Source organism: Mesorhizobium sp. LMG17149 (assembly GCF_024518695.1).
GTDB lineage: Bacteria > Pseudomonadota > Alphaproteobacteria > Rhizobiales > Rhizobiaceae > Mesorhizobium.
In genome coordinates, this window is sequence record NZ_JANIFL010000004.1 from 492,057 (window position 1) to 503,690 (window position 11,634).

General features: G+C 63.5%; 14 protein-coding genes. 5 read left to right on the top strand and 9 right to left on the bottom strand.

The features are described from left to right. The first annotated feature begins 78 nt into the window (after positions 1–78). Positions 79–792, top strand: a complete 714-nt coding sequence (locus tag NP945_RS11625; protein ID WP_256746416.1) for a DUF599 domain-containing protein — start codon at positions 79–81, stop codon at positions 790–792. Here the strand turns inward: NP945_RS11625 and NP945_RS11630 are convergent. From NP945_RS11630 to NP945_RS11655, 6 genes are all read right to left on the bottom strand, one after another. Beyond that, positions 771–1,562: a YdcF family protein gene (locus tag NP945_RS11630; protein WP_023812955.1), complete on the bottom strand. Its 792-nt coding sequence runs from the start codon at positions 1,560–1,562 to the stop codon at positions 771–773. The genes NP945_RS11625 and NP945_RS11630 overlap by 22 nt on opposite strands. 125 nt (positions 1,563–1,687) lie before the next feature. Further along, positions 1,688–3,253: an amidase gene (locus NP945_RS11635; protein WP_127321155.1), complete on the bottom strand. Its 1,566-nt coding sequence runs from the start codon at positions 3,251–3,253 to the stop codon at positions 1,688–1,690. After that, the gene (locus NP945_RS11640) at positions 3,253–3,708 is read right to left on the bottom strand and encodes a GNAT family N-acetyltransferase (RefSeq protein WP_256746417.1); all 456 of its coding nucleotides are present in this window, start codon (positions 3,706–3,708) and stop codon (positions 3,253–3,255) included. The genes NP945_RS11635 and NP945_RS11640 overlap by 1 nt, the downstream gene beginning before the upstream one ends. A gap of 8 nt (positions 3,709–3,716) precedes the next feature. After that, positions 3,717–4,004 carry an Asp-tRNA(Asn)/Glu-tRNA(Gln) amidotransferase subunit GatC gene (gatC, locus tag NP945_RS11645; protein WP_127272494.1) on the bottom strand — a complete coding sequence of 96 codons (288 nt, stop codon included), beginning with the start codon at positions 4,002–4,004 and terminating at the stop codon, positions 3,717–3,719. A 118-nt stretch (positions 4,005–4,122) separates the two neighbouring features. Then, complete coding sequence (locus NP945_RS11650) at positions 4,123–4,539, bottom strand: hypothetical protein (protein ID WP_127321156.1); 417 nt, start codon at positions 4,537–4,539, stop codon at positions 4,123–4,125. 24 nt (positions 4,540–4,563) lie between these two features. Continuing rightward, a complete protein-coding gene (locus NP945_RS11655; protein WP_128308141.1) occupies positions 4,564–5,271 on the bottom strand; it encodes a metal-dependent hydrolase in 708 nt (235 codons plus the stop codon). A gap of 123 nt (positions 5,272–5,394) precedes the next feature. On the opposite strand from NP945_RS11655, the gene ruvX reads away from it, so the two are divergent. Beyond that, positions 5,395–5,901 carry a Holliday junction resolvase RuvX gene (ruvX, locus tag NP945_RS11660; RefSeq protein WP_023812961.1) on the top strand — a complete coding sequence of 169 codons (507 nt, stop codon included), beginning with the start codon at positions 5,395–5,397 and terminating at the stop codon, positions 5,899–5,901. On the opposite strand, the gene NP945_RS11665 is transcribed toward ruvX, so the two are convergent. The 3 genes from NP945_RS11665 to NP945_RS11675 all read right to left on the bottom strand — a co-directional run bounded on the left by NP945_RS11665 (position 5,819) and on the right by NP945_RS11675 (position 8,552). Then, positions 5,819–6,160, bottom strand: coding sequence for a DUF6105 family protein (locus NP945_RS11665; protein WP_128308139.1), 342 nt, complete (start codon positions 6,158–6,160; stop codon positions 5,819–5,821). The genes ruvX and NP945_RS11665 overlap by 83 nt on opposite strands. After that, positions 6,160–6,729: a hypothetical protein gene (locus NP945_RS11670; protein WP_128363085.1), complete on the bottom strand. Its 570-nt coding sequence runs from the start codon at positions 6,727–6,729 to the stop codon at positions 6,160–6,162. Before NP945_RS11670 ends, NP945_RS11665 begins: the two co-directional genes overlap by 1 nt. Positions 6,730–6,923: 194 nt before the next feature. Then, complete coding sequence (locus NP945_RS11675) at positions 6,924–8,552, bottom strand: DNA alkylation response protein (protein WP_256746418.1); 1,629 nt, start codon at positions 8,550–8,552, stop codon at positions 6,924–6,926. A 193-nt stretch (positions 8,553–8,745) separates the two neighbouring features. Here NP945_RS11675 and NP945_RS11680 point away from each other — a divergent pair, with 193 nt between their 5' ends. The 3 genes from NP945_RS11680 to plsY are packed head-to-tail and all read left to right on the top strand — an operon-like array spanning position 8,746 to position 11,633. Then, a complete protein-coding gene (locus NP945_RS11680) occupies positions 8,746–9,705 on the top strand; it encodes an aspartate carbamoyltransferase catalytic subunit (protein WP_127327334.1) in 960 nt (319 codons plus the stop codon). After that, positions 9,702–10,988: a dihydroorotase gene (locus NP945_RS11685; protein WP_256746419.1), complete on the top strand. Its 1,287-nt coding sequence runs from the start codon at positions 9,702–9,704 to the stop codon at positions 10,986–10,988. The genes NP945_RS11680 and NP945_RS11685 overlap by 4 nt, the downstream gene beginning before the upstream one ends. A 57-nt stretch (positions 10,989–11,045) precedes the next feature. After that, the gene (gene plsY, locus NP945_RS11690) at positions 11,046–11,633 is read left to right on the top strand and encodes a glycerol-3-phosphate 1-O-acyltransferase PlsY (protein WP_256746420.1); all 588 of its coding nucleotides are present in this window, start codon (positions 11,046–11,048) and stop codon (positions 11,631–11,633) included. Position 11,634 lies beyond the last annotated feature (1 nt).

Below are 11,634 nucleotides of genomic sequence, written 5' to 3' on the forward strand. Positions count from 1 at the left end.
TTGCTCCGGCAGCGACATTGGTACGATCGCTGTATGCGGACATCGAAGCGATTGCGCTGAATGTGATAAATTCAGTCCATGGGCGATTCCCTCGATCTTTCGACAGCCGATCTCGCGGCGCTGGCCTTCTTCCTCGTCGCGTGGCTGCTGCACACGTTCGCCTCCGACGGCAAGCTGGTCAGCCGCATGTCGCTGACGACGGCGATGAATGCACAGCGGCAAGCCTGGATGCGGACCATGGCCGAGCGCGAGATCCGCATCGTCGACACCGCCATTATGAGCGGGCTGCAGCAAGGCACCGCCTTCTTCGCCTCCAGCTCGCTGATCGCGATCGGCGGCTGCTTTGCCTTGCTCGGCGCGTCCGACCGGGTTCTTGAAGTGCTCAGCGACCTGCCCCTGGGTGACGCGCCGTCGCGCGCGGCTTTTCAGATAAAGGTGTTCGGACTGGTGCTGATCCTGGCGTTTTCGTTCTTCAAATTCGGCTGGGCGTACCGGCTGTTCAACTATTGCACGATCCTGATCGGCGCCGTGCCGATCCCGCATGGCGAAGCCTCACGCAATCCGGTCACCGAAACGGCGGTGTGGCGTGCGGCGCAAATGAACATGCTGGCCGGAAAGCACTTCAACTCCGGCCTGCGCGGGGTGTTCTTCTCGATCGGTTATCTCGGCTGGTTCGTCGACCCCATGGTGTTCGTGTTGTCGACGCTGTTGCTGCTGGCCGTTCTGGTGCGGCGCCAGTTCTTCTCGGCCGCCAGGCAGGCGGTGATCGGTCAGCCGCCTGGAAAAGGCTGATCGATCCGGCCAGACAGCCAATAGGCAAAAAGCCCGATCCATTCGCGGATGGCCATGGTGGTGGCCTGCAGTGAGTCGGCCGGATTATCGCGGAACAGCCCGATGCCTTCTTTGCCCGAGGTGCGATAGTCGACCGGCCAGGGAACGGTGGCGAAGCCAGCCTTGTCGAACAGCGCCTTGGCGCGCGGCATATGGAAGGCTGAGGTCACGAGCAGCCAGGTCTCGCCGGGCTTCGGCGTGACCAACTCCTTGGTGAAGACCGCGTTCTCATAGGTGTTGCGGGATTTGTTCTCCAGGATCAGACGATCGGCGGCCACGCCAAGCGCGGTGAGCAGGCGCGGCGCGGTTGCGGCATCGCCCTCGCCATCGAGAAACAACGCGCCGGTGCCGCCGGAGACGACCACCTTGGCGGTGGGAAAGCGCCGGGCCAGAACTGCGGTCTCGACCATCCGATCGCCGCTGCTGTTCAACTCATAGCCGCCGCGCGCCAGATTGATGGCGCCCTCAAAGCCGCCGCCGAGCACGACGATGCCGTCGACCTTTGCCGGCAGCGGCGGGCGCGCGAAGCGCTCTTCCAGCGGATTGAGCATCATGGCGCCGAGCGACGTCCACGCCGACAACGCAAGGACCAGAAATGCCAGAACGCTGCCGGTGGCCGCCAGCCGCCGGCGCCCTATCATGGCCGCGAGCAATCCCGCCAGCAGCAGGAAGATCGCCAGGTTCAGCGGCTGGATGAAGAACCAGAATATCTTGGACAGGTAGAAGAACATCGCTCACCCCATTGCAGCGCCGCGCGGGCGTGGGCGCTCAAAGGACGCTAACACTTTGATTTTGCGCAGCATCCTTCCGAAAATCGATTCCGACTTTCAGGGCATCCGCTAGACGAGCGACGTCCCTACCACCACTTCTCCGGCTGGAACGTGCCTGCGGCCTGCTCGATGACGGCGGCGGTCTGGAACAGGGTTTCCTCGTCGAACGGCCGGCCGATCAGTTGCAGCCCGAGCGGCAGGCCCTTGGCGTCGAGCCCGGCGGGTACGGCGATGCCCGGCAGGCCGGCCATGTTCACCGTGACGGTGAAGATGTCGTTGAGGTACATCTTGACCGGATCGGCAGCCATGTCCTCATCGGCGACGCCGAAGGCGGCGGACGGCGTTGCCGGGGTCAGGATGACATCGACGCCGGCGGCGAAGACAGTCTCGAAATCGCGCTTGATCAGATTGCGCACCTTCTGCGCCTGCAGATAGTAGGCGTCGTAGTAGCCGGCCGACAGCACATAGGTGCCGATCATGATGCGGCGCTTGACCTCGCGGCCGAAACCGGCGGCGCGGGTCTTCTCATACATGTCGACGATATCCTTGCCCGGCACGCGCAAGCCGTAGCGGACGCCATCATAGCGGGCGAGGTTGGACGAAGCCTCGGCGGGCGCCACGATGTAATAGGCGGGCAGCGCGTATTTGGTGTGCGGGAGGGAAATGTCGACAATCTCGGCGCCGGCGTCCTTCAGCCAGGCAATGCCCTTCTGCCACAGCGCCTCGATCTCTTCGGGCATGCCGTCGACGCGGTATTCCCTGGGAATGCCGACCTTCATGCCCTTGATCGGCTTGCCGATCGCGGCCTCATAGTCCGGCACCGGCCGGTCGACCGACGTCGTGTCCTTCGGATCGACCGAGGCCATCGACTGCAACAGGATCGCGGCATCGCGTACGTCGCGCGCGATCGGGCCGGCCTGATCGAGCGACGAGGCGAACGCGACGATACCCCAGCGCGAGCAGCGGCCATAGGTCGGCTTGATGCCGACCGTCCCGGTGAAGGCGGCCGGCTGGCGGATCGAGCCGCCAGTATCCGTCGCGGTCGCGCCGGCGCACAGGAAGGCGGAGACTGCCGTGGCCGACCCGCCAGAAGAGCCACCCGGCACCAACTGCGCATTGTCCAGGCTGCGCACGGTCCTCGTGCCGCCGGCCGAGACGAAGCCGCCGTCGCCCTGATGCGTCGTCGGCATCACCGCAGTATCGAGGCGCGAGCGCCGCCACGGATTGATGACCGGACCATAGTAGGACGTTTCGTTGGACGAACCCATGGCGAACTCGTCCATGTTGAGCTTGCCGAGCATAACGGCGCCGTCGGCCCACAGATTTGACGTAACGGTCGACTCGTAGCGCGGCTTGAACCCGTCGAGCACATGGCTGCAAGCCTGCGTGTGGACGCCTTCGGTGCCGAACAGGTCCTTGATCCCCAACGGAATGCCTTCCAGCGCACCGCCCTCGCCCTTGACCAACCTGGCGTCGGACGCCTTGGCCATGTCGCGCGCCTTGTCGCCGGTCACGGCGACATAGGCATTGAGCGCCGGATTGGCGCGCTCGATGGCGCCGAGATAGGCCTCGGTGATCTCGGTCGCGGTGATTTCCTTGCCGCGCAGCTTGGCGCGGGCCTGTGAAATCGTCAGCTGGGTCAGGTCGCTCATCAAAGGCTCTTTTCGTAAAACACCGACCACACAGAATCGGGATAATCCAGCACCGGGCCGCAACGCGAAAACCCGGCGCGTTCGTAGACTGTCCACGCCGCGGGATGACGATCGCCCGTCTCCAGCACCAGTCGCTTCAGTCCCTCGTTGCGCGCCAGCGCCTCGACCCGCTCGACGATTTTCGCGCCGATCTTCTGGCCGCGATGCGACGGCCTGATATACATGCGCTTGACCTCGCCAATGGCGCCGTCATGACGCTTCAGCGCGCCGCAGCCAATGGCCAGGCCTTTATCTCGGGCGATGAAAACCGTCGTGTCCTCACCGGCCATCTGCTCAACCGTCAAATGGTAGCAATGCTCCGGCGGCGTCAGTTCGAGCAAGGTCTCGTTGAGTTCGGTGACCAGCCCGCGCAGGTCGTCCTGGAGCGGCGTCTCAATGGCGATCTCGATTGCCATCGGCGGACTTACTCCACGACCTTCGGCACGAGGAAGAAATTCTCTTCGGTCGCCGGCGCGTTGACGACGATGTCGGCCGCCTTGCCGCCGTCGGTGACGACATCGCTGCGCTTCTTCATGTCCATCGGCGTCACCGAGGTCATTGGCTCGACACCGGAAACATCGACCTCGTTCAGCTGCTCGACGAAGCCCAGAATGGCGTTCAGCTCGCCGGTCATCCGTTCGGCATCCTCTTCGCTCACCGCGATGCGGGCGAGATGCGCGACGCGCTTCACTGTCTGAAGATCTACGGACATGTTTTTGCCTCGGGGAAAACCAGTTCGGGCTATAGCGGCGCCGCGCGCGCTGCGCAACATGCATCGTGCGAGAGACCAGGCTGTGCCGACGGCCCGCTCATCGGCTTTCAGAATACGTCTATGGCAGGGCAACGCCTTCGCACAGATAGTAGCTGCCGCTGTTGCCGCTTGCTTCGCTTTCGTCGTCGACGGGCCGAACCGACACGAGATCGATCTGCTTCGCGTTCATTTGCGTCACCGAGAGAACGTCGGGAAAGACATAACCCGGTTCCTGGCAGATGGCCGTCACCGCCCAGCTCGGCGAAGCCGTCGCCTTGCTGATCTGCAGAAACTCGCAATTGTATTCGACGCTTTGCAGGCCGTATGCCGAAAGCACGATGTTGCCGGCGTCGATCAGCGTTTGCAGCGTGTCCTTCTTGGCCTGTTTGCAAAGCTCCTCGGACTGAAGGTAGACGCCTTCGATGAAATCATCCGCGGCGAGCGCGGGCGACGCCGCGACCAGTATGGAAACGCAAAAAGATTGCCTCAAAGCCATGGTTTTATTCCATTTTGGCTGCTTCTAAATCGTAATCGTCTCGCCAATCTTGGGCAAAGCCACCTTGATGCCGGATCCTTCCAGGCCGGCCTCGAACTTGTCGGCGGTCGGGTCGATCATCGGAAAGGTGCCGAAGTGACAGGGAACCACGGTGTCGAACTTGAAGAAGCGCCGGCAGGCAAGTGCGGCCACCGCGCCGCCCATGGTGAAGCGGTCGCCGATCGGCACCAGGCCGATCTTCGGCTCGTGCAGCTCGTTGATCAGCGCCATGTCGGAAAAGATGTCGGTGTCGCCCATGTGGTAGAGCGTCTTGTCTTCCGGGAAATGCAGGACGAGGCCGCCGGGATTGCCGAGATAGGTGTTCTGGCCGCCATCGCCGGGAAATGAAGATGAATGCAGCGCCTGGACGAAAGTGGTGGTGAAGCTGCCGCAATCGACTGTGCCGCCGATGTTGCCCGGGTTGATCTTCTTGTCGCTGGCGCCCTTGCCGACCAGGTACATGCAGATCTCGAAATTGGCGACTAGCTGGGCGCCGCTTTTGCCAAGCACTTCCAGCGCGCCGCTGATGTGGTCGCTGTGGCCATGCGTCAGCAGTACATGCGTGATTCCCTCCGCCGGTCCCTCCCAGCCGCCCTTCCAGGACGGATTGCCGATCAGATAAGGATCGATGAGGATCTTGGCATCAGCGGTCTCGATGCGAAAGGCCGAGTGGCCGTACCAGGTCAGTTTCATGAATGCATTCCTCGATTTTTATCTTGCCAAAGGATAGAACGCCGACGGCCCCGAGATCAAAGGGTTACTGTGTCCACCACGCGTTTGACAAAACACGTGGTGGTGAAATGCGAAGGACGGCCGGTGGGCATTATCACGATCGAGGAATTGCCGGCGCGGCTGACCGGCGGCAAGACGCTGGCGGGACTTGACCTCGGCGACAAGACGATCGGCGTCGCGGTCTCGGACCAGAGATTTTCCTTCGCCCATCCGCGCCCGGTCATCATGCGAAGGAAATTCTCGCTCGATGCGGCGGTGCTGCTCGCCTTGCTGCGGAAGGAGAATGCCGGCGCGGTGGTGATTGGGCTGCCGATCAATATGGACGGTTCGGAAGGTCCGCGTGCGCAGAAATCGCGCGCCTTCGTTCGCAACATGGCCCAGATGAGCGACCTGCCCTTCGTGCTCTGGGATGAAAGACTATCGACGGTCGCGGCCGAAAGGACGCTGATCGAGATGGATTTCTCGCGCCGCAAGCGCGCCGGCAAGATCGATTCGGCGGCAGCCGCGTTTATTCTGCAGGGAGTTTTGGACCGGCTTCAGTCGCTCCACGCATCCGCTCGAACGGAACCGGACCCGCCCAGCGCTGTTTGACCCAGCCGGCGATTTCGCGGCGACGGCGGAAAGCCCAAAGCGCCATCAGCAGCAACCCGTCGAAGACGCACGTCTTCGCCACCATGCCGGGAATGATCGCCGGATCGATGCCGAGCATCTGACCATAGAGCTGGAAGAAGAAGTCGTGCATCTGTCGGCTGAGCATCGTGTAGCCGAAATTGAGATCATTGGCCGACAGATAGAACCAGCCCCAGAAAATCGCCATCGGCGCCGCCCAGAACCCGAAGATGTAACGCATCAGCGGCCTCCCCTGTGATTGGAGCCGGTCTTGGAGACCGTTCGGCCTGATATGAGTGAGAGCAGCGAATTGTGAGCCGCGGCTTTTGCCATGTCATGCGCGACGGCATGGATCTCGCTTTCGCCGGAAGCCGCTGCCGCAACCACGGACCGCCGCTCGGCAAGCATGGCGACATAGGACGCCAGAAGTGCCGTCAGCTGCACGGCAACCGCCATGAACAGCCCGTTGATGCCTTGCGCAGCACCTCCGATGACGATCAGCGACAACATGCCGGACGCGCAGATGAAGGCGATGCGGGCGACGCTGTCGGCGCCGGGACTGGTCGCGTCGTTGACCAGGGCTTCGACAAAGGCCCAGAAAAACAGAACCGCGACGACAAGCAATGCGGTGGCGAGCGGCGCCACGACAACGAAATTGTCGAGGTCGACGAAGCGGGTACCCTCGATTGTGGTGCCCAGCACGCCGAGCGCCGCCGCCACACCCCGGTTTCCGTCGATGCAGATGAGCGCAAGCAGGGCGAAAACAATCGCCCAGTGCAAGGCCAGAAAAGAGGTCAGTACCTGTCGCATCGGTGTTCCTGCTTCGCAAAGCAAGAGACGGCCAATCTGAACCATTCCCTGCTCGCGCCGGGACAGTGGGCCTTGCCGTCCGCCATCGCAACGGAAACCATTTGTTAAGGTTAACGGCGATCAGCCATACGCGTGAGTATGTCCGCCAACGCGTCAAAACTGTGGATGGCGCCGGTTTTTGCGATGCTCGCCGCTCAGTTCACCGGCGGATAGAGCGTGTCGATGATCATGCGTGCATCGTGGCGCGAGTCGACCATGCCATAGGTGTTGCGCCATTGGCCGGCCAAACGCGTCTCGACGAAAGCGTCGGCGATCCGCCCGGCCCCCAAACGGCGCAATTCCGCCGCCGCAGCCGACAGTGCCAGCTGCTCGGTCAGCAGCCGGGCCGAACCTTCGTCGGTTGAAGCAACCTGCATCGCCGCCTTCAGAACGCCGATCGTGCCGCGTCCGCCGGCGCCGAGATCACGGTCGATGCCGGCCAGCACATCCTCGAACAGGCCGGGCGCACGGCCGAGCACGCGCAGCACATCAAGCGCCATGACATTGCCCGAGCCTTCCCAGATCGCGTTGACCGGGGCCTCGCGATAGTAGCGGGCGAGTGGCGCCTCCTCGACGTAGCCGTTGCCGCCTAGGCACTCCATCGCCTCATAGAGCAGCGGGGGCGCGATCTTGCAGACCCAGTATTTGACGACCGGCGTCATGGCCCGGGCAAACGCCGCCTCGCCGCGATCGCTGGCCGCCTCGTCGAAGGAGCGCGCCAACCGGAACGACAGCGCGGTGGCGGCGGCGACGTCGAGCGCCATGTCGGCCAGAACGCGCTGCATCAACGGCTGCTCGATCAGCGTCGAACCGAATACCTGGCGATGGCGGGCGTGGTGAACGGCCTCGGCGAGGCCCGCGCGCATGATCGCCGACGAGGCGATGGCACAATCGAGCCGGGTCAGGGTGACCATGTCCATGATCGTCTTCACACCGGCACCGGGTTCGCCGACCATCTCGCCGATGGCATTGACGAATTCGACTTCGGAGGAGGCGTTGGAACGGTTGCCGAGCTTGTCCTTCAGTCGCTGAAAGCGGAAGCCGTTGCCCGAACCATCACCGAGAACGCGCGGCACGAGGAAGCACGACAGCCCCTCCGGCGCCTGCGCCAGCACCAGGAACGCATCCGACATCGGCGCCGACATGAACCATTTGTGCCCCGTCAGACGATAAAAACCGCTGCCGGCGCGTTCCGCCCTCGTCACATTGGCGCGCACATCGGTGCCGCCCTGCTTCTCGGTCATGCCCATGCCGAGCGTCAGCCCGGTCTTCTCGACCGGCGGTTTCTGGCTCTGGTCGTATTTGCGCGTCGTCACGCGCGGCGCCCATTCGCGAAACAGTTTTGGGCTGGCCATCAAGGCCGCCAGCGAAGCGTTGGTCATGGTGATGGGGCACAGATGCCCGGTCTCGAGCTCCGCCGTCAGATAAAACCGGGCGGCACGGACTTGATGGCGGCGGCCGATCTCGGTGTCGCCGTTCTCCCACACCGAGGAATGCAGCCCGTTGGCCACAGCGCGGCGCATCAAGGCGTGATAGGCGGGATGGAACTCGACCACGTCGATGCGCCGTCCCTGGCGATCATGCGTCCTGAGCTTCGGCGTCTCGACATTGGCGAGGCGCGCCAGTTCCTGCGCCTCCTGCGTCAGCACGAAGCGGCCGAGACCGTCGAGATCTTTGCGCACCGGATCGGAAAAACGCTCCGCGAGCTGGATCAGCAACGGATCGCCCCGCCAGGCGTTGCCGCCCGTCAGCGGCGGCGGCTGGTTCGTCACGTCGTCGGTCACGCCCAATCCTTCTATCGTCAGAAAGCCACGAATCCGAGGCTGTCGGCTAGATATAGCCAAGCCATGCAGCGCGCGCGATGAAAATACCGGCCGATACAATCGGCCATCTATACGAAAAAATTGAGGAGAACGGCTGCAATGCAAAGCTGGCGCTTGCAGCCGCAAAGTCTCCACCCTATAGCAGCGCCTTGAGATGACCGACGCTTCGTCCCCCTATCCTCATCGCCATCTTCTGGGCATCCGCGACCTTTCCCCCGCCGATATCGAGCTGTTGCTCGACAGGGCGGACCGGGCGGTCGCGATCTCGCGGCAGTCCGAGAAGAAAACCTCGACGCTGCGCGGCCGCACACAGATCAACCTCTTTTATGAAGCCTCGACGCGCACGCAGTCGTCGTTCGAGTTGGCCGGAAAGCGGCTCGGCGCCGATGTGATGAACATGTCGGTGGCAAGCTCTTCGGTGAAGAAGGGCGAAACGCTCATCGATACGGCGATGACGCTGAATGCGATGCGGCCCGACATCTTGATCATCCGTCACCAATCGGCCGGTGCGGCCGCGCTTCTGGCGCAGAAGGTCGGCTGCTCCGTCGTCAATGCCGGCGACGGCGCGCATGAACACCCGACACAGGCGCTGCTCGATGCGCTGACCATTCGTCGCGCCAAGGGCCCGCTGTCGAAGCTCATCGTGGCAATCTGCGGCGACATCCTGCATTCGCGCGTGGCACGTTCCAACATCATGCTGCTCAACGCGCTCGGCGCGCAGGTGCGCGTCGTCGCACCGTCGACGCTTCTGCCCACCGGCATCGAGAAGATGGGCGTCATCGTCACCCGCTCGATGGCCGAGGGCCTCAAGGACGCCGATGTGGTGATGATGCTGCGCCTGCAGCGCGAGCGCATGGAAGGCGCGTTCGTGCCTTCGGTGCGCGAGTATTTCCGCTATTTCGGCCTCGATGCGGAAAAACTGAAGGCGGCCAAGGGCGATGCGCTGGTGATGCACCCCGGGCCGATGAACCGCGGCGTCGAGATCGCCTCGGAAATCGCCGACGGTCCGCAGAGCGTCATCCAGGAACAGGTCGAGATGGGCGTTGCCGTGCGCATGGCCGTCATGGAAGCGCTTCTTGACCCGCGCCGCAATCATGAGGGCCGCGGCGCATGAGCATAACGGTCTTTGAGCGCGCCCGCATCATCGACCCGTCGCGCGGCATCGACGAAGTCGGCGCCGTCATCGTCGACGGCCGCAAGATCCTTGCCGCCGGCAAGGCGGCGCTGAACCAGGGCGCGCCCGAGGGCGCAACCGTTATCGACTGCGCCGGCAAGGCGATCATTCCAGGCCTGATCGACGGCCGGGTCTTCATCGGTGAACCGGGCGGCGAGCATCGCGAGACTATCGCGTCGGCAAGTGTCGCGGCGGCGGCCGGCGGCGTCACCTCCATCGTCATGATGCCCGACACCGATCCGGTGATCGACAATGTGGCGCTGGTTGAATTCGTGCTGCGCACGGCCAAGGACACGGCCATCGTCAACGTCTTTCCGGCCGCGGCGATCACCAAGGGCCTCGACGGGCGCGAAATGACCGAGTTCGGCCTGCTGCGCGAAGCCGGCGCGGTCGCCTTTACCGATGGCCGCCACACCATATCGAGCGCGCTGGTGATGCGCCGCGCGCTGACCTATGCGCGCGACTTCGGCGCCACCATCGTGCATGAGACGCAGGATGCGGACCTGGGTTCATCCGGCGTGATGAATGAAGGCCTCTACGCCAGCTGGCTCGGCCTCTCCGGCATTCCGCGCGAAGCCGAATCCATCCCGCTGGAACGCGATCTGGCCCTGGCGCGGCTGACGCGTGGTTCGTACCATGCAGCAAAGATCTCGACGGCGATGGCGGCAAACGCCGTCACACGTGCGAAAGCCGACGGGGCGACGGTGACGTCAGGCGTGGCGATCCACAATCTGTCGCTGAATGAAAACGATGTCGGCGAATACCGCACCTTCTTCCGCCTGACGCCACCTTTGCGCGCCGAGGAAGACCGTCTGGCAATGATCGAAGCGGTCAGGGACGGCACGATCGACATCATCGTCTCCTCGCACGATCCGCAGGATGTCGACACCAAGCGCCTGCCCTTCGCCGATGCGGCGGCCGGCGCCATAGGGTTGGAGACGCTGCTGGGCGCCGCACTGCGGCTCTACCACAATGGCGATGTGCCGTTGCTGCGGCTGATCGAGACCCTGTCCACCGCTCCCGCAAAACTGTTCGGCCTGCCCGGCGGCACGCTGAAGCCGGGCGCTGTCGCCGATCTTGCGCTTGTCGACCTCGACGAACCCTGGATCGTCAGCGAAAGCGGCATTCGTTCGCGCTCGAAAAACACCTGTTTCGAAGGCGCGCGACTGCAAGGCAAGGTCTTGCAAACGCTGGTTGCGGGCCGCACAGTGTTCTCCGTCTGAGCCGGCCACGGCGCATCGCGCCTGATCCGGCCGAACTGGGGAAATGCGGGGGAAACAATGACTTACAGCCTCATCCCAGCGCTCGTGTTCGGCTATCTGCTTGGCTCGATTCCGTTCGGGCTCCTGCTGACGCGCGCGGCCGGCCTTGGCGATGTGCGCAAGATCGGCTCCGGCAATATCGGCGCCACCAATGTTCTGCGCACCGGCAACAAGGCCCTTGCCGCCGCGACGCTGCTGCTTGACGCGCTGAAGGGCACGGTCGCCGTGCTGATAGCAGGCCATTTCGCGCCTGACCTGGCGATCTGGGCCGGTCTCGGCGCCTTTCTCGGTCATCTCTTCCCGGTCTGGCTCGGTTTCAAGGGCGGCAAGGGCGTCGCCACCTATCTCGGCGTGCTGATCGGCCTTGCCTGGCAGGTGGCGCTGATCTTTGCCGTCGCCTGGCTGGTGATGGCATTTCTGTTCCGTTATTCCTCGCTGGCGGCGCTGACGGCGGCGGTCATCGTGCCGATCGGCCTCTATGTCCTGAGCACACCGCAGAATGCGGCCTTGTTCGTGGTGATGAGCATCATCGTTTTCATCAAGCACCGGGAAAACATTTCGCGCCTGCTTGCCGGCACCGAGGGAAAGATCGGAGCCAAGGGGTGAG

What these genes read in the sequence shown, in the direction of transcription:
- NP945_RS11640 (WP_256746417.1), bottom strand. Translation starts at nt 3,708, where the DNA reads ATGGCAATCGAGATCGCCATTGAGACGCCGCTCCAGGACGACCTGCGC.
- NP945_RS11650 (WP_127321156.1), bottom strand. Translation starts at nt 4,539, where the DNA reads ATGGCTTTGAGGCAATCTTTTTGCGTTTCCATACTGGTCGCGGCGTCG.
- NP945_RS11670 (WP_128363085.1), bottom strand. Translation starts at nt 6,729, where the DNA reads ATGCGACAGGTACTGACCTCTTTTCTGGCCTTGCACTGGGCGATTGTT.
- NP945_RS11680 (WP_127327334.1), top strand. Translation starts at nt 8,746, where the DNA reads ATGACCGACGCTTCGTCCCCCTATCCTCATCGCCATCTTCTGGGCATC.
- NP945_RS11655 (WP_128308141.1), bottom strand. Translation starts at nt 5,271, where the DNA reads ATGAAACTGACCTGGTACGGCCACTCGGCCTTTCGCATCGAGACCGCT.
- NP945_RS11625 (WP_256746416.1), top strand. Translation starts at nt 79, where the DNA reads ATGGGCGATTCCCTCGATCTTTCGACAGCCGATCTCGCGGCGCTGGCC.
- NP945_RS11630 (WP_023812955.1), bottom strand. Translation starts at nt 1,562, where the DNA reads ATGTTCTTCTACCTGTCCAAGATATTCTGGTTCTTCATCCAGCCGCTG.
- plsY (WP_256746420.1), top strand. Translation starts at nt 11,046, where the DNA reads ATGACTTACAGCCTCATCCCAGCGCTCGTGTTCGGCTATCTGCTTGGC.
- NP945_RS11685 (WP_256746419.1), top strand. Translation starts at nt 9,702, where the DNA reads ATGAGCATAACGGTCTTTGAGCGCGCCCGCATCATCGACCCGTCGCGC.
- NP945_RS11665 (WP_128308139.1), bottom strand. Translation starts at nt 6,160, where the DNA reads ATGCGTTACATCTTCGGGTTCTGGGCGGCGCCGATGGCGATTTTCTGG.
- NP945_RS11635 (WP_127321155.1), bottom strand. Translation starts at nt 3,253, where the DNA reads ATGAGCGACCTGACCCAGCTGACGATTTCACAGGCCCGCGCCAAGCTG.
- gatC (WP_127272494.1), bottom strand. Translation starts at nt 4,004, where the DNA reads ATGTCCGTAGATCTTCAGACAGTGAAGCGCGTCGCGCATCTCGCCCGC.